This is a genomic window from Dyadobacter sp. Leaf189, from assembly GCF_001424405.1.
In the GTDB taxonomy this organism is placed as follows: domain Bacteria; phylum Bacteroidota; class Bacteroidia; order Cytophagales; family Spirosomataceae; genus Dyadobacter.
On sequence record NZ_LMPS01000001.1, the window covers coordinates 2,162,211 to 2,182,816 of the forward strand.

The window sequence follows — 20,606 nt, forward strand, 5'->3', positions numbered from 1 at the left end:
TAAATCCGGTAAATCGCTTACCGGACTTGAGTGAATGATGTTCTGTAATATATAATTAAAAAACCATTCCAGAATTATTTCACTGATACTTTACGGATTTTAGATTCGTCGATGTTGAATGCTTTTACAACCGCATTGTAATCGTTGTAATCCAATGCACCGCTGGTTCTGGCGGCAAAGCCTGATGGAATTACAATAATCCTGAATTCCTGGTTTCTGGTATAAACTGGTTCTAGCGTACCCCTATTAGCCGTTCCGTCCAGGAAAATCCTGAAATCGTTGACTGTACGATCAAAGTTGTAGGATAAAATTCCATTTGGCAGGTAAACTGTCAGCGGCAGAAGTCTGTAAGCATCTACATCCTGATTGTTGGAGTTCACTGTTTCCCAGTTGCTGTAAATCAGAACTGCATCGCTGTCAAACACTTCCAGGTCAGCATCGTCCCATGTCATTGAATATTGATATTTGTTATCAGCAGTAAAGTTTACTCCAACGAGATCTATGGTTTTCCCGATAAGTTCATTGCCTGCCGGTCCTTGTGGTCCCTCCGGACCGCGGCATCCCTGGAATAATGCGACGAATACGAGTAGCAGTGGAATGAGTTTCTTGTTCATGATTGCGCTAATTTAAAATTGAAGATTGTTTGTAAATATGCATTTAGATTGCCGTGCAATGATAAAGTTTAATTCCTGGCTCATCGTTAACTTTCATTAACTAAATTGCCCTGGAAACCAAGTACAGGCACTTTCTGGAACTGTTGGAAGATTGCTTTTATTGCAAAAGGGTAATAATATAATAATTTGCGTAGATGTAGGAAGCGCATTACTTTACGCTTTGAAGCTGCATTATTTTAATCAATCCATACATACAAAACCAAGATCAAAAATGATAAACCGTAAAGCAACAGCCGTTTGGAAAGGTACCGGTAAAGAAGGAACCGGCACGATCAGCACGCAGAGCACAGTGTTGGAAAACACGCAATATTCATTCAATACAAGATTTGCAGAAGGAAAAGGTACTAACCCTGAGGAGCTTATCGCAGCTGCGCACGCGGGTTGTTTCGCAATGAAGCTCAGCTTCGAATTGAATGCAGCCGGTTTTACAGCCGATGAGCTGGACGCAACAGCTACTGTAAGCCTGGATCCTTCGAAAGGGCAGGTAGTGAAAAGTGCGATTGAACTGAAAGCCAAAGTGCCCGATGTATCTGCCGAGCAGTTCGCTGAGATCGCTGAGAAGGCGAAAAAAGAATGTCCTATTTCGCAGCTGCTAAATGCAGAAATTACTTTGAACGCGGAATTGATTTAACTGCATTCAGATAAATAAGTCGCTTGCGATCCTGTCTGCAAACAATTTGCCGGATTCGGTCAGCAGCAAGGTTTCGGATTCCTCGCGGATCCAGCCGTTTTTCTTCATGGTCAGCAATTCACTTTTGTTGGCCGTGAAGAATTTCCCTTCTGACAGCGTTTGAAGCTTGTCCACATTCACGCCCCATTTCGTCCGCAAACCAGTCAGGACATATTCGTTCGTCTGATCCGCTGCAGTTAGCTGCTCGAAAGTAGCCGGGATTACACCAGCAGTAATTGCCTCCACATATTTTGCATTGTTCGAGATATTGAATTCCCTGCTAACCCCATTGTAGGAATGCGCACTGGGACCGACGCCCAGGTAGGAATGCTGCTTCCAGTAGGAACTGTTGTGCTGACTATAATGCCCGTTTCTCGCGAAATTGGAAATCTCGTATTGCTCATAGCCATTTTCAGCCAAGGTTTTGATCAGTATCTCAAACTGCCTGGCCGCAAATTCCTCGTCTATCGGCTGGATTTTCTTTCTTTTGAGCCAATTCCCAAATACAGTCTGCGGCTCTATCGTAAGGCAGTAAGCCGAGATATGGGATACATTCAGGGCAAATGCTTTTTGCAGATCATCTTTCAAGATCTGGTCGTCGGCGGCCGGGATTGCGTAGATCAGGTCGATTGAAATATTGTGGATACCGGCTTCCTGCGCCAGCTTCACGCATTGCATTGCATCCACCGAGGAATGTACACGATTCAGAAACCGCAGGTGGTTTTCATCAAAGGATTGTATTCCAATGCTCAGCCGGTTGATTCCTGCCTGGTAAAAATCTTCGAGTTTTAGTCGGTCAAGATCGTCCGGATTGGCTTCCAGCGTGATTTCAGCATTTTCGGCAATACTGAAATGTTTGCTGACGGTATTCAGCAGGATATCCAGCTCTTCCCTGCTCAGTACAGAGGGTGTGCCGCCGCCAAAATAAATGGTGTCGATTTGCTCTGTGCCAAGGTAAGATCTGCGTATTTCAATCTCTTTCGCGATCGCCTCCACCATCTGCCGCTTGCCGGACGTATTGGTACTGAAATGGAAGTCGCAATAGTGACAAGCCTGTTTACAAAAAGGAATATGAATGTATAAATGCATTACCTCGCGTTTTTCTGCCACTCCCAGCCGATTTTCAAGCCTGCCCAAAGGTTATCTTTTGGTGCGCTGTTGAAATACCGGTTTCCAAACGCATTCAAATCATAGCCCATGCTGTAAATACCCGCATTGACCTTCTCTGCTGATGCGGAAAGTTCACTGTATAAATGTCTGCCCCAGCTGCGCTTCCAGCTTACGCGGGCAATCCACTGGTTGTAAGATGTATTTTTTACGGTGTTGGCATCATTGAGATACATGGCATCAGCACTCTGGTAAGTCAGGAATGCAGAAATTCCGTATTTAAGCAAAATATCCAGTCCCGATGTTTGCGTAAAACGGGGGATACCGGGCAGGAACTTGCCGCTCAGGTCTGTTTCAGCCTGCTGGAAATTTTCAAAAGTGTACCTGGTCCATGTTCCGTTATTCCATAATCTGAGTGAAACCGGCAACTCTGGATTTGATAGCAGATCGTAGGAAACCGTCCATTCCAATCCATTCTGGCGCGTTTTGCCCGCATTGATAAAGTACTCAGATCCTGCTTCGTTTGTTCTTCTCACAATACTTTCCTTCAAGGCAAAGTGGTACAGGCTCACTTCTCCGGTAATGCGTTTGCCCGTTCTCCGCAAGCCTACTTCTGTGTTAACCCCGCGTTCTGCATTCAAATCGCGGCGGAATCCTCCGGCCGATGGTCGCACTTCCTGTAAGGTAGGTGGTGAAAATCCGCCGCTGTAAGAAGCCGTAACAGACCAGTTGCCTGCTATTACTTTGTTCGCTGCAAAGCGGGGTATGAAAATACCATCAAAATTCCGCTGTTCCTTTGCATATGGAAGTTCGAAAAAACGCTCGTATTTGTATTTGAATGTGTTATAACTCACTCCTGCACTAAGTGTCAGATCGGTGAGTAGCACAGCTTCCAGCTGACTGAAAACAGAAAGGTTCGTAGTCCTGATATCCTCCACAGTTTGCTGCTCTCCTGGAACGCCGCCCAGATTATCATAATTACGCTGCGCCGATTTTCCGTATTGCCACTCAAAGCCGCTGGTCCATTTGGTTTTTACATTGCCAAATTCAGCCTGGTTTTGCCAGATGTTACGACCGCCGATTCCATTTTCGTCGCGCTTTTCATAATTGGAAATAAAGGGATTGGCAAAATCGGTATAGGTGAGATACAATGCATTGGATTGTGTCCAGTTATCGGAGAGTTGCAGGGTATAGTTTCCGCCTAACATCGCCAGCTTGGTATAAATGGCTGCCCGCTGCGCCTCGCTGCCCGGGACTGCGGCTGTTGACGGTCTCGCTTGCTTAGGATCAGCCCGGTACTGTGCCAGGTTGATACCGCCCGGTGTCTGATAATATAGGTCGGAGTACATACCCAGCAGCGATAAGGTACCTTTTTCTCCTACTTTGGACGAAGAAGTAAACCGGATCGCGTCGCGTGACATGGCGCTGTGGTTACGGTAACCATCCTGCTCGCTATGTCCGTACTGAATGGAAATGTCGCCAATCTGTATCAGGGAGTTCCGGCTCTGAAAACCGTATTTTCCAAAACTTACACTTTGTTCAACCCGGTTTTGAAATGCATTGTTCGGGTAGCTTTGCAGCAGCACAACTCCTCCTGTTCCCGCACCATAAATGCTGCTACCCGGTCCCTTAATAATTTCCATTCCCTGAATTGCATCATAATCCACGGAATTGAGCGGGGTATTTCCGCTGGCATCAGTGAACGGGATCCCGTTCCAGTAAAACTTCACATTCCTTACACCAAAAGGCGACCGCATTAAACTGCCCCGCACTGAAAACCGGTAACTGCCTGGGGAACGCTCTTCCATTCTTACCCCTGGCACAGTACTCACTGCATTGACCCAGGTCGTCGGGGAAAATCTTCCAAGTGTGCGTGCATTCAGTACTGCTACGGTCGCTGTTGTGGTGAGCGGATTTGTTTTTGATTCAAATGCATTCACTGTGACTTCCTGCAGCTGGCGGGCGGACAGCGAATCGGTTTGAGCGAAGGCTGCCGGGCAGGTTGATCCAAGAAATAATGTAAGGGCTAGTGGGTAAAGTTGACGCATGATGCTGTGATTATACCAGTAAAGTACAAAACCAGATATATAAAGATACCAGGCTTGTTTATTTACCAACAAACCCATTCCAATTGCGCGAAGTTCAGCCAAAACGGGTAAGTAAGGCATTGAGAACAAACTTCCACAAAAAAGAACTGAAAAGAGCACTATACGTTTGTGGTAAGGTTTTTGTAATAACACCTTCGAATGACAACATTCGCACACAAGTCTTACCAAAAAAACGAAATATGAAAAAGATCACTTTGATGGTCGCTTCGATGCTGACCATGGGCATGCTGACAATGACAAGCTGTTCAGAAAAAACAAAAGATTCTGCACAGGAAACGGTTGACGAGGCGAAAGACGACATGGATGACAATGTTGCCGAAGCGAAAGCCGACATCAAAGAAGCCGGGAATGATTTTGAGGCGAAAGTGAAAGAAGATAAGGCTTCATTGAAAAAAGATATTGACGATGCTGTTGCAAAGCTCGACAGAAAAATAGAGGAGGCTGACGCCAAAATGGAGAAAGCCGCTGACAAGGAAAAAGCAAAGTGGCGCGACCGCAAAGCTGAGCTCAATAAAGAAAAAGATGAGCTGAAAGCTTCCTGGAACGAGGTAGAAGACGAAACTGCCGAGAAGTGGGATGCATTCAAGGCTAAAACGAATGAAAAAATCGCTAAGGCGAAAGCAGATATTAAAGACTAGGAATTTGGATTAGGGTTATGTATTCGAAAAATGCTCCTGTAAACGGGAGCATTTTTTTATTTTCTGGGTAAATGGATTTCCGTCATCATGCACCGGGCAGAGCCTCCGCCATAAGTTTCAATGTAAGAAAGGTCCGTATGCAGCAGACGCGCATATTCGTTCAATTGCTTGACCTGCGTGCTGGTAAGTGATTCGTAAGCTTGTGTGGACATGATCAGAAACTTGTCTGCACGCGCATTTCTCACCATCAGCATATTGCCTGCGAAGTGCCGCACCTGTTCGAGAGATATTTCGACGATGTATTTACTGGTGTCTTCCAGAGCAGCTCTTACCATTAATCTTTCATCCGGATCTTTGATGGCTTCCAGACAAACCACGGCAAAAATGTCGCCCACACACATCAGGACATTCGTATGGTAAATGGGCTTGTCATTTTCGTCAGTCGCATTGAATGCGATGATTTCATAGCCCATTGCTTCACCAAATGTGGCCAGCACTTCGGGGTGTGTCCGGGGTGAAAGACAGGCGTAAGCGATTTTGTATCTTCTGTCGAGCACCATACTGCCGGTGCCTTCCAGGAATTTGCCTTCTTTTTCGAAGTAAGTAAGGTCGATGATTTCCTCAATCTTGTACTCTTTTCCGAGCGCTTCAATAATGTCTTCCCGCCTTTCGAGCCGGCGGTTCTGCGCCATCATCGGGTACAATACTACTTTTCCGCTCTGGTGAAAGGATACCCAGTTGTTAGGGAAAACAGCATCAGGTCGCCTGATGTAATCGGTATCATTAAATATCTGCACGTTAATGCCCGCCTTGCCAAGCTGATCCGTCATTAATTCGAATTCTTCCTCGGCTGTTTGCGCGGGCGTATTGTTTTCGGCCTCCGACAAATTGCGTTGCTGGTACTCGTTGGTGGCGGCAGTCTCTTCATTGAACCCGAAGCTGGCCGGGCGGATCATCATGATCCTGGAAGTTGACTGTGGCTGTATTTGGGCAGATGAAGTGATGACGCGCATAGGAGTTTTTTTACAGCAATTTACGATCGAAAAGGCACGATTACAATATTAAAATTCACGCAGAACGGGCATGCTCATACAATGCGATCCGCCTCTTGCACGGGAAAGTTCAGCGGAGGGCAGGGTAATGAATGTGTCGCGAAGCGTTTCCGGAACAAGCTTACCTGACTCAAATTGTTGCAGGATATCTTTGGCGCTGATCACCGAAAATCCCTTCTTCCGAAAAGCTTCCAGCGTTTTATCATTGCGGTCGTAGCCTATTACCACGCCTTCCTGCAAAGCAAGCAGATTACAGGAATCGGTCCATTGCTCGCGCTCGCCGTAGGGAAATTCATTGTCCCCGGAGTAGATAAACTGCACGGGCTCTTTGCTGCCGAGATCGGTTTTACTTATATCGGCCAAAAGATCTTCCAGGTTCTCAATCTCGCGCGGCTGCTCCGTTCCCTTTTCAAATTGCAATATCCTGAATTCCTTATTTGCATCCGCCGGGGCGAAGAAGTGCAAAACATCTTTCTTTCGTGCCTCGTCGCCGAGCCTGGCCAATGAACCCAATAACACCCATACGTTTTTTTTGACCTGAGTAAAAATGGTGTCAATGTGCATGTAATCGCGCTTTTTGGGGATCTTGATGATTGTGATCTTGCTGACCACATTTTTTTCAAACAAAATCTTCATCACCTGCTGCGCGGCATAAATGCTGGTCCGCTCGCTGCACCCGATCACGAGGTGGTTTGGTGCCACCGTCATGATATCGCCTCCTTCCAGCGTGCAGCGGTGGTAATCACTCGCTTTTTCGTCGTCGGGCAGCAAAAAGTGCTTTTCATTGTCAGGTATCTCAATCAGATTGTTCCTGACATGTTCAAACATCGGATGGTAGAAAAATACATACTGCGCCAGAATGGATTCGCGGGTCCGGGCTGTTTTGGCGGGTTTGTTCAGGAGAATGTAATCGTTGATCACAATACCAATATCCCGCATAAAAATAAGGTTCGGAAGCGGTGCGAAAAGCATTCGCTCGTCGGAGCGCGAGCCGGAGATGAAGATCTTCGCCAGCTCGTGCGGGTGGCAGGTGTGCAGCTCTTCCTGTATCGCAAACGCGCATTTTTCAATGCCGCAGATCGCGGCAGTGAGCTTGCTGCGGGTGCCGGGCTCTTCCAGAATCTCAGCCAGTAACTTTTGAAAATCAACGACGCAGTCTGAGTTATAATAATTGTCAGAGCCTGGGATGAAAAAGGATCGTCTTGGGTCTGCATCAATTTCTGCGAGCTTTCCTTTTATTTTTCCGGGATCAAGGAAATAGAGCAGCAGCTTGATATAATAATCGTATTCGTCCCGGCGCATGGTATCCAGGTGAACAATGTCTTCAAAAAGCCAGTCCTGGGCTTTGCTGGGCACTACTTTGCCAAGTCCACGGTCGGGACTGTGGATCAAAAGCCGTTTGAGCCGCCCGGTTTCAGACGTGACTTTTACCTGGTAGCGGTGATCTGTCTCAGATGTTTGCATGAAGTGTTACAATGCTGTGATCGCAAAATAAAGGTTTATTGATCAATTAAAAATAGCCTTGCAGGTCAGGGGCAAGGTTGCAGCAGTTTTGAGATATAATATCATTTATACGGGAACAAGGGCGGTATTAAAAAGGTTGTAGGTTAGGTGTGGCGCACGTTTTCAGCCAGTTGCGTCCATTTTCTTTTACGGTCAAAACGTGTTACTTTTGCGGTAAAATTGCCACGAACTATCTATTAAGAATTAATCAGTTATGCTCTCAATAAATGACTTGCGTGCCTCAGTTGAAGGTAAGGAAATATTAAAAGGTATCAATCTGGAAGTGAAACCAGGTGAGGTACATGCTATTATGGGTCCTAACGGTTCCGGCAAAAGTACGCTGGCGTCAGTACTTGCGGGAAGAGAGGAATATGAGGTGACAGGAGGGAGTGTTACTTTTAATGGAAAAGATATTCTTGAAATAGCGCCTGAGGAAAGAGCAGCGGAAGGTATTTTCCTTGCATTCCAGTATCCTGTTGAAATTCCCGGTGTTACGACCATCAACTTCCTGAAAACTGCGGTTAACGAAATTCGTAAATACAGAGGCGAAAGCCCGCTGGATGCAGCTCAGTTCCTCAAAATGGTGCGTGAAAAAGCCAAGTTGGTGAGTATGAACGATTCATTGCTGAAACGCGCATTGAACGAAGGATTTTCAGGCGGTGAGAAAAAACGCAACGAAATTTTTCAAATGGCTGTGCTGGAACCCAAGCTGGCGATCCTGGATGAAACAGACTCCGGTCTGGATATCGATGCATTGCGCATTGTTTCGGAAGGCGTGAATTCACTTCGCTCTCCCGAGCGCGCTACTATCGTGGTAACTCACTACCAGCGTCTGCTCGACTACATTGTTCCTGACTATGTACACGTACTTTATAAAGGCAGGATCGTGAAATCCGGACCGAAGGAACTGGCTCTGGAGCTGGAAGAAAAAGGTTACGATTGGATCAAAGCCGAAGTGGAAGCAGTCAGTTAAGAACCTTGTTTGTGGAGTTTCTTGGCATTAAAGTACCTTATTAAAAATTCGATGAGTACCGAAACAATAGATTTAAAAACCCGGCTTGTTACAGACTTTTACGCACGTGAATCTGTCATGAACGGCGCAGCGGCGTCTGCGCTTCACCAGAAAAAACGTGCGGCATTGGCCAGGTTTGATAAATTAGGCTTCCCAACGATCAAGAACGAAGAGTGGAAATACTCTAACGTGAAAGAACTGGTAAGTGAATCATATAATTTCAATGCAGCAAGTGATATTGAGCTGAGCGACCTGGAAGATCTTAAAATTCCCGAGCAGGATGCCAATATTATCTATTTTGTCAATGGACACTACCACGCTGGTTTGTCGAGGCTGGTTTCTTCGTCTGACCAGCTGACGATCAGCTCACTGTCAGATGCAATCAAGAATGATCCCGATCTGATCAATTCTTTTTTCAATGAGCTGGCTGGTGAAAGTGGCGATGCATTTACTGAACTGAACACCGCTTTTACTCACGACGGGATTTTTATACATGTTCCTGAAAATAAAACGGTAGAGCATCCTGTAATTCTCCGTTTTGTAAGTGACGCAAGAAGTCAGAACATTGGCAGCCAGCCACGGAATATTATCTCAGTTGGCCGCAATGCACATTTGAAACTGGCAGAAGCTTTCCGGACATTGGGTACTGAGCGCTCATTTACAAATGCAGTAACAGAGATTTATGTAAGTGAAGATGCAGGGGTGGAATACTACAAAGTGCAGAATGAGAGCGACAAAGCATATCATGTGGGTACAACCCAGGTAAGAATGCTTGACCGTTCGCAGTTCTACGCAGGTACCGTTACTTTGAACGGACGTTTTACCAGAAATAACCTCAATATTGTTATTGACGGAGAACGTTGTGAAGCGTATATGTATGGTCTCTATTTCCCGGACGGCGTGCAGCACGTAGATAATCATACCACAGCTGATCACCGCAAGCCGAATTCTAACAGCAATGAATTATATAAAGGCATTCTGAGAGACAGGTCGAAAGGTGTTTTCAATGGAAAGATTTTCGTTCGTCCTGACGCACAGAAGACGAATGCATTCCAATCCTGCAAAAACATTGTATTGTCTCCCGACGCTACCATGAACACCAAGCCGCAGCTTGAAATTTTTGCGGATGATGTGAAATGTTCACATGGAACGACAACGGGGCAGATAGATGAAGAAGCACTGTTTTACATGCGTTCAAGAGGTATTTCCCATTCAGAGGCGCTATCGCTGCTGATGTTTGCTTTTTGCGCTGATGTAGTTTCCCAGATCAAAATTGATTCGATCAGAGAGTACCTGGAAAATGTAATAGCTGAAAAGCTGGCTACCAAATAAACGTCCGAAATCAGACCGGACACAGCTTATTGTTGCCCAGCTCAATTTTTTGGGTTGGGTATTTTTCTTAAAAAACATCTCATGAATATTCCTTTTGATATATCATCCATCCGGAAAGATTTCCCGATCCTCAATGAGGTAGTAAATGGAAAGCAGCTTGTGTATTTCGATAATGCGGCGACAACGCAAAAGCCGCGGGTTGTACTGGATGCGATTTCGGGCTATTATGAGCACTATAACGCGAATATCCATCGCGGTATCCATCACCTGGCCGAGAAGGCGACGTCTGCCTTCGAACAATCCAGAAAGCGCTTGCAGGCGTTTTTGAATGCGCAGTTTTCCGAGGAGATCATATTTACTTCCGGTACTACCGACGGGATCAATCTTGTTGCTGCTACTTATGGTCGCAAATTCCTGAAAGAAGGCGATGAAGTAATTATTTCAACAATGGAGCACCACTCCAACATTGTTCCCTGGCAAATGCTTTGCGAGGAGAAAGGCTGCATTCTCAAAGTGATCCCGATCAACGACGAGGGTGAATTACTGATGGATGAATATGAAAAGCTGCTTACGGAACGGACGAAGTTTGTATCAGTAGTGCACGTTTCCAATTCGCTGGGAACGATCAATCCGGTAAAAGAGATCATTGAAAAAGCGCATGCGGTAGGAGCGAAGGTACTGCTCGATGGCGCGCAGGCGAGCTCGCACCTGCACCTGGATGTACAGGATCTTGATTGTGATTTTTATTCATTGTCCTTGCATAAGATCTACGGTCCTACCGGAATGGGGATCTTATATGGTAAAAGGGATTTACTCAATGCAATGCCGCCTTACCGTGGTGGTGGCGAGATGATTAAGGAAGTGACATTTGAGAAAACAACCTATAATGAGCTACCGTATAAGTTTGAAGCCGGTACACCGAACATTGCGGATGTAGTTGCCGCAAAATACGCGATCGATTATGTGGAGACATTGGGAAAAGCAAATATTGCTGCATACGAGAATGAGCTCCTGAAATATGCTACTGAGGCAGTACGTGAGATTGAGGGCTTAAAGATCATCGGACAGGCCAAAGAGAAGGTGAGCGTGCTTTCGTTTGTTATTGACGGAATTCACCACCAGGATATTGGTGTCTTGCTGGATCAGCAGGGTATTGCCGTGCGCACGGGCCACCACTGCACGCAGCCATTAATGAGCCGCTTCAACATTACCGGAACCTCCCGCGCGTCATTTGCTGTTTACAACACGAAAGAAGAGATCAACCTTCTGATAAAGGGTCTTCATAAGGTGAAAAGAATGCTTGGATAATGTTGTAGATTACTGCCTCATCAAATTTACAAATACACATATCTATGAAGAATTCAGTTCAGGAGGCAAAGCGTTACCTCGATAATGCGAAGGAAATTTTAAGAGAAAAAGCAAAGAAAGAGGATGGTTTTTACCAGGATAAGAAGTATGTGAAGTTGGCTGGACATGCCGCTTATACGGGAATACTGGTTGCGTTGGATGGATTACTCGGCGTGAAAGGAAAAGGGAGAAAGAGTGTCGACTGGTATTTGCAGGAGATCGGGAAATTGGATAAGAAGGCGTTAACATCTTTTCATACCGCGTACGACACGCTCCATTTATCAATGGGCTATGATGGAAATCAGTCAGCCGATATTTCTGCAACTGGCTTGAAGCTGGCTGAATCGCTGATTAACTGGGTAGAGACCAAAACTGCTGCCGCATAATAATATTTACAATGACGATAAACGAGATACAAGACGAACTAATTTCTGATTTTGAATTGTTTGATGATTGGGAAAGCAAATACGAGTATATCATCGATCTCGGAAAGCAATTCCCTCCTCTGGAAGAACAATACAAAACAGAGGATAATATCATTAAAGGTTGCCAGTCCAGGGTTTGGCTTAATGCTTACATGGACGGTGATTTGTTGAAATTTGAGGCGGACAGTGATGCGATTATCGTGCGCGGTCTGGTTAGTATGCTGGTAAAAGTGCTTTCGGGACATACGCCGGAGGAAATCGCAAATGCTGATCTGTACTTTATGGAAAGGATCGGCTTACACCAGCACCTGGCGCAGACAAGATCCAATGGACTCGCGGCGATGTTGAAACAGATGAAAGCCTACGGATTCGCTTATCAGGCCAAGTCTGTCAATGCAGAATAATTGAAATCATCAGATAATAACAAAAACAATGTCAGATTCAGAATTGCGGGAAGAAGTAATTAGGGCTATTAAAACTGTTTATGACCCGGAAATTCCCGTGGATGTTTATGAACTCGGCCTGATTTACGATTTGAAAGTATTTCCGGTAAATAACGTGTTCGTTTCCATGACATTAACTTCTCCATCATGCCCCTCTGCAGGTACTTTGCCTGGTGAAGTGGAGCAGAAAATCCGCGAGGTGGAAGGTGTGAATGATGTTAGCGTAGAGCTGACTTTCGATCCGCCTTATACAACCGAAATGATGTCAGAAGAAGCAAAGTTGGAGCTGGGGTTTATGTAGGTTACTTCGGCCGTCGGCTTTGAAATTAAGGAAGAAACTGACCGTCTGTTCTCGGCTTTAATAAAGTAATAAATTGGAAACAGCTATTGTTGCTGACATTAAAATAAAAGAAAAGTGGCTGACAGCCGACAGCTGAAAGCCGAAGTCAAAAAATAACCATAAAAATTAAAGAATATGTATCCACCGCAATTAGTGGCCCCAATGAAAGCCGAACTCGTAAACGTTGGCTTTCAGGATCTTACAAGTGCTGAAGAAGTAGACAACTTCATGCAAAACACAAAAGGAACTGCACTTGTAGTGATTAACTCAGTGTGTGGCTGTGCAGCAGGTGCTGCTCGTCCTGGTGTGAGAGCGGCATTGTCTCGCAGCGAAATCAAGCCTGACCATCTTGCAACTGTATTTGCAGGAGCAGATTTGGAAGCAACTGCGAAAATGCGCGAATATACATTGCCTTATCCGCCATCATCGCCGGCAGTGGCGTTGTTCAAAGACGGAGAGCTGATCCACTTTGTAGAGCGTCACCACATTGAAGGCCGCTCTGCTGAGATGATCGCTCAGCATTTGCAAATGGCGTTCGAAGAGTTTTGTGCTGAGGAAGCATAGTTAAGAAGATCAGAACATTGACATTCGGCTACTTTCAATTAACTTGGAAGTAGCCGAATCTTTTACAGCCTTTTTATTTTTACAATCATGCGCGGACATCGTTTTTCCAAGTTCATACCCGCCGAGCAAGGTGCTAACAGCAAGTTCGAGCAGCTTTTCGACATTTTTCAGCAACTGTTACTCATGACTTCGGGTGACGTAAGCGAAGCTATGTCGTGGCTCAGCGAGCTTGACAGGCAATATAATCTGACGAACGATTCTTACGGAATCGGCGACTTTTTTGACGATCTGAAAAAGAAAGGCTACATCACCGAAGAGCGGCAGGAAGGTGAAAACAAGCTGATCATGACGCCGAAGGCTGAAAAGAGCATTCGGAAAAGTGCATTGGACGAGATATTCGGCAAACTAAAACGGTCGAAATCGGGCGGTAACCACCATACCCCGCATTTGGGAGTGGGGGATGAACTTAGCAGCGACGTGCGCCAGTTTCAGTTTGGTGACACACTTGATCAGATTGCAATGACGGAGTCGATCAAAAACGCACAGGTGAACCACGGAATCGGCGATTTTATGCTGATGGAAAATGACCTGGAAGTAGTGGAGCGCGAGCAGAAAACTACGACAGCGACTGTGGTCATGATCGATATCAGTCACTCTATGATCCTTTATGGTGAAGACCGTATTACGCCAGCCAAAAAAGTCGCATTGGCGCTCGCTGAGTTGATCAGAAGCAAATACCCGAAAGATTCGCTGGACATTATTGTCTTCGGAAATGATGCCTGGCAGATCCAGATCAAAGATTTACCTTATCTCGAAGTCGGGCCTTACCACACCAATACAGTTGCAGGCCTTGAACTCGCAATGGATATTCTGCGCCGCAAAAAGACACGGAATAAGCAGATTTTCATGATTACCGACGGAAAGCCAACTTGCCTCAAAGAAGGAATCCGGTATTATAAAAATAGCTTCGGACTAGACCGTAAGATCATCAACAAGACACTTACGCTGGCTGCGCAATGTCGCAGGCTGGATATCCCCGTTACTACTTTTATGATCGCCACCGATCCTTACCTCAAACAGTTTGTTCAAAATTTTACGCAGGTCAACAATGGCCGTGCTTATTACAGCAACCTGCAAGGACTGGGAGGATTTGTACTCGAAGATTTCCAGCGTAACCGCCGCAAAAACGTGAAATAGTACCTATTTTTTGCCAACTGAAATCATATTTGCGAACAGGCGGTAAGCGCCGGTTACACCCGCAGGAAGTTCACGGAAAAAGGAAAGGCCAGTATAAATGTAGTGGCCTTTTCCATATTGCGCATAAAGCAGGCTGCCTTCTTTCGCACTCTCGGTTTCATCATTGGCCGAAAACAATGCCTTATAATTCTGCTTGTCCCAATCCTGGGCAAAATACAGACCGCGTTCCTGGATCCAGCCTTCAAAATCCTGTTTAGTAATCTTATTAGGGAAGTTCAGAATTGGACTGTCTGGCTGTAAAAACCGCATTTCTGCATCTTCTTCTGTTACCCGCTCGCGCCCAAGCTCAATTTTGAACGGACCGATTTCTTTAACTTTCTGTCCGGGTATAGTGTATTGTACTACCATTGTACCTCCATTCTTCACGTACTCCATCAGTTTGCCCTGGTAATTCGTGAGGTAATCTTCGGTATTGTATGCACGTACACCAACAACGATCGCGTCAAACACACTCAGGTCTTTCGACAGTCCATTTGCATTCAGCATCGTGACCTGGCAATCCATCTGGCGCAATGCGGTAGGAACATCGTCGCCAGCCCCTGCAATGTAGCCGATGTTTTTGGCAGTTGTTTTTACGTCAATTTTCGCCAGTTTGGCCTCTGAACCAGGGAAAATCGTTTGTGACGGAATGTGACGGTACGCGATCGTGCGGATAGATTTATCAAAAGTCTCGCCATTTACTGTTGCAACAGCTTTCAGCGAAACTTCCTGGTTAATGATCGGCGGCGTGATGATAAATGAAAAGTATTGCTGCTGGTACTTATTGCTCAATGTAAAAGTGGCAGATTCAGGTACAGACTTCCACCCAGCTGGTATCTGCGGTTTGAGTACCCCGCTCACATTGCTTTTCTGTGCCTCCACTACCATTGTTACCGTTTTTGGCTCGGCCGAAGCAAAGATGTACACTGGCTCTGCAATCGTCGTGGTAACTGCCGGCCGGATTTCGAATGGACGGTAAATTTCTCCTTCTGCCGGATCGGCAAACTTGTAAATCCAGGGCCGTGGAATGGAAAAGAGCTGGCCGCCGATTTCGAATGTAAAAGTGGTAACTGTCTCAGGCCGGTTCTCCGGGAAGCCAATATCTTCTTGTTTGTCAATCTGGAAAACTCCCTTTTCAATGGGTTTTTCAAGCCAGTAAGGCTGACTGAGTTTCAGTGTCTCGGGCAACTTTGTTTTTATCCCAAAATTATTAAGCTCATTTTCATTCAGCGAAAGGTTCAGCAGGCTGTCTTTGTCTTTGCCGATCCAATTCATTGAAACCAGCTTAACAGGGTAATCAGATCTTTTGATCACGGATACATTTACCGCAGCTACGTCGCCCGCAACTGCTGAAAAGTCGGCCGGATTAGATTCAAACCAAAGTCCGGCACACTGAATGATCAGTTCACGTATTTCGTCCTTTTTCGTTTTTACGTAAATATTTGAAGTGTCCAGCTTGTTCAGCTCTGCATTGATTTTCAACAGGTCAGGAATGGAAGCAGAAGGTTTGTTGACTGCAAAATTTCGGATTGTCTGTGTTAACAGTGCCTGCACTTTTTCACTTCCCTTCACTCTTTCCCAACTGATATCCACATCGTCGAAAAGAGATTTCTGAGCAGGTTGACCAACTTTATGAAGGAAAAAATCAATGCGCTCGCCCCGCTGAGGCGAGCTGCCGAAGCCCTGGCTCTTGTGCTGACTTCTGCTTTCCGCAGCGATTTCGGTGTAAGATTTTCCCAAAACCGGATTGTAACCACCGATTTCAATGGAAATAAACGGGCTTTTTTCACCCGTAGGTTGCTGGTTAGTAAAGCCGGGCGTATAGGTATTCCAAACCAGGCGCTTTGTTTGCCAGGGTTTCACAAATTTTAGCTGGTCGGGATATGCATTCGGGTCAGCTGCCAATTTGAAACCTTCCTCAGCAAGGTACGCGGAAGTCTGATGGTGTCCGTGGCCTGCGCGTGGGTCAGGTGGAAACCGGGTAATAATGACGTCGGGACGAAATTTCCTGATCATCCAAACCACATCTCCCTGCACTTTTTTAGCATCCCAGAAATTTAAGGTTTCATCCCGCGTTTTGGAAAAACCAAAATCGTAAGCTCTGGAAAAAAACTGCTGTGCGCCGTCAATGCGCCTTGCTCCGAGTAATTCCTGCGTTCTGATCACACCGATATTGTAGCCCTGCTCTGCACCTATGAGGTTTTGTCCGCCGTCGCCCCGCGTTAAAGACAGGTACCCGGTTCGCACCATCTGATCTTTGGACAGATAAGAGAGCATCAATGTATTCTCATCGTCGGGGTGGGCCGCAATGTAAAGTACGGAGCCAAGTACATTGAGCTTTTTGATATTCTGGAAAATCTCGCTGGAAGAGAGGGTGGGGTTTTGAGCAGAGACTGTAAAGAAGGTAAATGCAAGAACAATCGTAAAAAATCGGCGCATAGATGGTTATGTTAAGGCTTGGGTCCGGATTATAGTGTCCAGGTCAGTACGTAATCTTCAAAGGTATCGTAAGCTACTGGAAGTGTTTGGTTTGTACCTTTACTTGCAAGCAAAACTTCAAATCGGCCATTTTGGTTGCTTTTAAAAGGCTTTATCGTAATGTGTTTTTTCAAATCGAGCTCAGCGTCGCCGGCATACTTGAATGCGGATTCCTTGGCTGACCAGATCAGGTGCAGCAAAAGATTGTCAGCTGCATTGATCCATTGTTGCTCTTCTTCATTCAAAAAATAGTCAATTCCTTTTGAAATGGAAGGTTTCATTTGCTGGATATCTGTACCAACCAATTGTTCGTCAGCCAGATATATAGCTGCAAAATCACCTGAATGCGACATTGACAGCTGGTAAGAACTATCGGGAATATGCGGTTTCCTGTTGGTATCGTACCTGACAACCGGCGGCCGGGAAGTAAGTTCCTGGATCAACATGCGGCAGGCGAGCCACTCTTGTTTTCTTTTGTCTTTTGAAATGCTTTTTAATTGTGCAAATGCCTCCTCAGGAAGGTTAACCAGGCTCCGCAGCTCCTGCCAGGTTTCGGTCATGTGCCAAAGTCCAAGCCGGGCTTTCGGTGAAATGGTTTTTATACAACAAATTGGCATTAATCGTTAATTTTGATCATAAAACAGCTGCGTATCTATTGTCTGCGCATTGCATTTCCTTATGTGGCCTAAAAACAAAATAGCCAGATCCGTTCTTAAAGCGCTTTCCATTTTCCTATTGGTGATCGGAATCTTGTTCGGGCTCTTCCTGTGGCGGATCAATCTTCCTGCCCCAAAAATTGAAAGTAATAAAACTCCCGAAAGTTACAAACGTGTACAGCTTGGGAAAGACCATTATGCAGTGGGTAACTGCTGGCTGAAAAAGAATAAGCACGGGATTTGGGAAATGTACCTGGAAGGTGCGCCTTACGAGCGAGGATTGATTTACGGCGTACTCGCAAAGGAGTTAATGGAGAAGCAGGAAGTGCATTTCGTGGGACAAATCAAGGAGTTGATCCCGAGTTCCATGTTTTTGCAGGTACTGAAAGGTTTCGTAGGCTGGTTTAACCGGGACATTTATAAATACATCCCGGAGGAAAACCAGCAGGAGATTTATGGCGTTTCCCAGTCATTCTCGGATCAGTTCAACTACATAGCGCCCAAATATTACCGTATCATGAACTACCACGCGGCGCATGATATTGGTCACGCACTGGCGGACATGAATGTAGTAGTGGGCTGTACTTCTTTTGCGGTCAAGAATGGCTTGTCCAGCGATTCAACTTTGTTGATCGCGCGCAACTTTGACTTTTATATGGGCGATGCATTTGCAGAGGACAAGTTGATCGTCTTTATGAAACCTGATAAAGGATATAAATTTGCCTCTTACTCCTGGGCCGGGTTAACGGGGGTAGTGTCCGGGATGAATGAAAAAGGTGTAACTGTTACATTAAATGCGTCCAAATCGGATGTTCCATTTACTGCCAAAGAACCTATTTCCATTCTCGCGCGGGAAATCCTGCAATATGCTTCCAATATTGAAGAAGCAACGAAAATCGCGCAGCGAAGCGAGACTTTCGTGTCGGAGTCGCTGCTGATCGGCTCTGCGGCCGACAAGAAGGCGGTGATTATTGAAAAGTCGCCTCAGAAAATGGATGTGTATGAATCAGGAAAAGATTACCTCGTTTGCGCCAATCATTACCAGGGCAGCACATTTACAAGCGATTCTGTAAACATCCGGAACATTGCTACCTCTGACTCCAAAGCGCGGTTTGACCGTATGACACAGTTAATGGAACGTTCTTATCCGCTGGACGTGAATGAGGCTGCGGCTATTTTGCGGGACAAGAACGGGATTGATGACAAGTTTATCGGATATGGAAATGCAAAATCGCTCAATCAGCTGATCGCGCACCATGGTATCCTTTTCAAACCGGAACAAAAGGAAATGTGGATCTCGACGCCGCCTTACCAGCTCGGTGCATTCATTCATTACAACCTGAATGATGTTTTTGCTGGTAAGATCAATCAGGAAAGTGCTCAAATGATCAGTGAAGATCCATTCCTGCAATCGCCGGATTACCGCAAATTTGAAGCGTTTAAAGAAACACGGCAGAAGATTACGAAGTTTGTGATGATGGGGATTCCATTTGAGCTGACACCTGCTGCGGAGAAAAGTTTCATAGCGAGTAACCCTAAAAGCTACACAACCTATGTAGCCCTGGGCGATTATTTTAAAGCCAAAGAAGAGAATAAGAAGGCTGTCGGCTACTATCGGCAGGCGCTTAAAATGGACGTGGCTTCGATCCGCGAAGAACACGGCATTGAGCAAAAAATATCGGACTGCAGAAAAAGCAAGCGGTCAGGGTTCTATTATAAAAGAGATAGTTAATGAGTCAAATAGCATACCGTGAGGCGCAGGATAACCGCCTAAAATATTTGTTGTCTTACGTAAGTGACCATTCCCCTTATTACCAGCGGGTTTTTCGGGAGCACGGTGTTGATATTGAAGCTGTATTTAAAATTGCAGATCTTTCCTCACTTCCATTCACAACGAAAGATGATCTGGCGGCTGCGAATGATGATTTTCTTTGTGTACCTAAAAGCAGGATAGCGGATTATGTGACAACCTCCGGTACACTTAGCGATCCGGTCGCATTTTACCTGACAGATTCGGATATTGAAAGACTGGCTACAAACGAAGCGGAGTCTTTCAAATGCGCGGGTGGAAGTGAGCGCGATATTTACCAGTTAATGACCACTATCGACCGCCGGTTTATGGCCGGACTTGCCTACTGGATGGGCGCGCGGAAGATGGGCGCAGGTATGATCCGCGTCGGTCCGGGTGCACCTTACCTGCAATGGGAGTCAATCCAGCGCTTTTCTCCCACGGTCATCATTGCGATACCTTCGTTTATTCCAAGATTAATAGACTATGCACTCGCCAACAATATTGATTTTCAGTCTTCGAGTATTCAGTCGATCATCTGCATCGGTGAGCCGATCCGCAATCCTGATTTTACATATAATGAATTGGGGAAAAGGATCACTTCGCAATGGAATGTGAAATTGTTTTCTACCTATGCATCCACCGAAATGGGCGCCGCATTTACTGAATGTGGTGAAGGAAAAGGCGGGCATTTGAATCCGGACCTGTTGATCCTTGAAGTAGTGGATGAGCAGGGTAAGGCAATGGAGGAGGGTGGACTTGGGGAAGTAGTTGTTACAACCCTGGGAGTAGAAGGTATGCCGCTGCTCCGTTACAAAACGGGAGATCTTTGTCATGTATATTATAGTCCGTGCGCGTGTGGCCGCACGAGTCCGCGGCTTGGCCCGGTTGTCGGCAGGAAGCAGCAGATGATCAAATTTAAAGGGACAACCATTTTCCCGCCCGCTATTTTCGATGTACTTGATATGGTGAGGGAAGTAGAGCTGTACCAGGTTGTGGTATCTAAAAACGAGTTTGGGAATGATGAGATAACTGTACTGCTGGCCATGCATTTACACACGCCGGCCTTCCGTGAAATGCTCCATTCATTGTTTAAATCACGGCTCAGGGTAACTCCCGTTTTTGAGTTTATAACCGCTGAAGAACTCTCGCTCCGAATCTTCCGTCAGGAAAAACGCAAACCTGAAAAATTGATATATATTTGATCCTCTATTATTTAAATATACATCAAT

At 45.7% G+C, this 20,606-nt stretch carries 19 protein-coding genes; 12 read left to right on the forward strand and 7 right to left on the reverse strand.

The annotated features are described in order from the left end of the window. Positions 1-74: 74 nt before the first annotated feature. Positions 75-614, reverse strand: coding sequence for a hypothetical protein (locus ASG33_RS09085; RefSeq protein ID WP_056282875.1), 540 nt, complete (start codon positions 612-614; stop codon positions 75-77). Positions 615-885: 271 nt separating this feature from the next. Here ASG33_RS09085 and ASG33_RS09090 point away from each other — a divergent pair, with 271 nt between their 5' ends. Then, positions 886-1,305 (forward strand): OsmC family protein, encoded by a 420-nt coding sequence (locus tag ASG33_RS09090; RefSeq protein WP_056282878.1) that lies wholly within the window; start codon positions 886-888, stop codon positions 1,303-1,305. Between the two features lie 6 nt (positions 1,306-1,311). Here ASG33_RS09090 and hemW read toward each other — a convergent pair whose 3' ends face one another. Then, positions 1,312-2,433 (reverse strand): radical SAM family heme chaperone HemW, encoded by a 1,122-nt coding sequence (hemW, locus tag ASG33_RS09095; protein ID WP_056283538.1) that lies wholly within the window; start codon positions 2,431-2,433, stop codon positions 1,312-1,314. Further along, complete coding sequence (locus ASG33_RS09100; RefSeq protein WP_056283541.1) at positions 2,433-4,499, reverse strand: TonB-dependent receptor; 2,067 nt, start codon at positions 4,497-4,499, stop codon at positions 2,433-2,435. Before ASG33_RS09100 ends, hemW begins: the two co-directional genes overlap by 1 nt. A gap of 239 nt (positions 4,500-4,738) precedes the next feature. Here ASG33_RS09100 and ASG33_RS09105 point away from each other — a divergent pair, with 239 nt between their 5' ends. Continuing rightward, positions 4,739-5,197, forward strand: a complete 459-nt coding sequence (locus ASG33_RS09105) for a hypothetical protein (RefSeq protein WP_056282881.1) — start codon at positions 4,739-4,741, stop codon at positions 5,195-5,197. Positions 5,198-5,253: 56 nt separating this feature from the next. Here ASG33_RS09105 and ctlX read toward each other — a convergent pair whose 3' ends face one another. Both ctlX and ASG33_RS09115 read right to left on the reverse strand, forming a co-directional pair. Beyond that, positions 5,254-6,210, reverse strand: coding sequence for a citrulline utilization hydrolase CtlX (gene ctlX / locus ASG33_RS09110; RefSeq protein ID WP_056282882.1), 957 nt, complete (start codon positions 6,208-6,210; stop codon positions 5,254-5,256). A gap of 48 nt (positions 6,211-6,258) precedes the next feature. Further along, positions 6,259-7,713, reverse strand: coding sequence for an arginine deiminase family protein (locus tag ASG33_RS09115; protein ID WP_056282885.1), 1,455 nt, complete (start codon positions 7,711-7,713; stop codon positions 6,259-6,261). Positions 7,714-7,966: 253 nt separating this feature from the next. On the opposite strand from ASG33_RS09115, the gene sufC reads away from it, so the two are divergent. The 8 genes from sufC (at position 7,967) to ASG33_RS09155 (ending at position 14,412) form a co-directional block, all read left to right on the forward strand. Then, positions 7,967-8,725: a Fe-S cluster assembly ATPase SufC gene (sufC, locus tag ASG33_RS09120; RefSeq protein ID WP_056282887.1), complete on the forward strand. Its 759-nt coding sequence runs from the start codon at positions 7,967-7,969 to the stop codon at positions 8,723-8,725. Positions 8,726-8,776: 51 nt separating this feature from the next. After that, the gene (sufD, locus tag ASG33_RS09125) at positions 8,777-10,096 is read left to right on the forward strand and encodes a Fe-S cluster assembly protein SufD (RefSeq protein WP_056282889.1); all 1,320 of its coding nucleotides are present in this window, start codon (positions 8,777-8,779) and stop codon (positions 10,094-10,096) included. 81 nt (positions 10,097-10,177) lie between these two features. Next, positions 10,178-11,404 (forward strand): cysteine desulfurase, encoded by a 1,227-nt coding sequence (locus ASG33_RS09130; protein WP_056282892.1) that lies wholly within the window; start codon positions 10,178-10,180, stop codon positions 11,402-11,404. A 44-nt stretch (positions 11,405-11,448) separates the two neighbouring features. Next, positions 11,449-11,829 carry a DUF5618 family protein gene (locus ASG33_RS09135; RefSeq protein ID WP_056282895.1) on the forward strand — a complete coding sequence of 127 codons (381 nt, stop codon included), beginning with the start codon at positions 11,449-11,451 and terminating at the stop codon, positions 11,827-11,829. Positions 11,830-11,840: 11 nt separating this feature from the next. Continuing rightward, entirely contained in the window at positions 11,841-12,272 is a 432-nt protein-coding gene (locus ASG33_RS09140; protein WP_056282898.1) for a SufE family protein, read from the forward strand. Between the two features lie 28 nt (positions 12,273-12,300). After that, a complete protein-coding gene (locus ASG33_RS09145) occupies positions 12,301-12,612 on the forward strand; it encodes an SUF system Fe-S cluster assembly protein (RefSeq protein ID WP_056282901.1) in 312 nt (103 codons plus the stop codon). Positions 12,613-12,786: 174 nt separating this feature from the next. Beyond that, positions 12,787-13,215, forward strand: coding sequence for a BrxA/BrxB family bacilliredoxin (locus ASG33_RS09150; protein WP_056282904.1), 429 nt, complete (start codon positions 12,787-12,789; stop codon positions 13,213-13,215). 87 nt (positions 13,216-13,302) lie between these two features. Beyond that, entirely contained in the window at positions 13,303-14,412 is a 1,110-nt protein-coding gene (locus ASG33_RS09155) for a VWA domain-containing protein (RefSeq protein WP_056282907.1), read from the forward strand. Between the two features lie 3 nt (positions 14,413-14,415). On the opposite strand, the gene ASG33_RS09160 is transcribed toward ASG33_RS09155, so the two are convergent. Then, a complete protein-coding gene (locus ASG33_RS09160) occupies positions 14,416-16,890 on the reverse strand; it encodes a PIG-L family deacetylase (protein WP_056282910.1) in 2,475 nt (824 codons plus the stop codon). Positions 16,891-16,919: 29 nt separating this feature from the next. Then, positions 16,920-17,546, reverse strand: coding sequence for a 4'-phosphopantetheinyl transferase superfamily protein (locus ASG33_RS09165; RefSeq protein ID WP_056282913.1), 627 nt, complete (start codon positions 17,544-17,546; stop codon positions 16,920-16,922). 61 nt (positions 17,547-17,607) lie between these two features. On the opposite strand from ASG33_RS09165, the gene ASG33_RS09170 reads away from it, so the two are divergent. Together ASG33_RS09170 and ASG33_RS09175 are read left to right on the forward strand one after the other, a co-directional pair. After that, positions 17,608-19,317, forward strand: a complete 1,710-nt coding sequence (locus ASG33_RS09170) for a C45 family peptidase (protein ID WP_056282916.1) — start codon at positions 17,608-17,610, stop codon at positions 19,315-19,317. Beyond that, positions 19,317-20,579 (forward strand): phenylacetate--CoA ligase family protein, encoded by a 1,263-nt coding sequence (locus tag ASG33_RS09175; RefSeq protein ID WP_056282920.1) that lies wholly within the window; start codon positions 19,317-19,319, stop codon positions 20,577-20,579. The genes ASG33_RS09170 and ASG33_RS09175 overlap by 1 nt, the downstream gene beginning before the upstream one ends. The last annotated feature ends 27 nt before the right edge of the window (positions 20,580-20,606 follow it).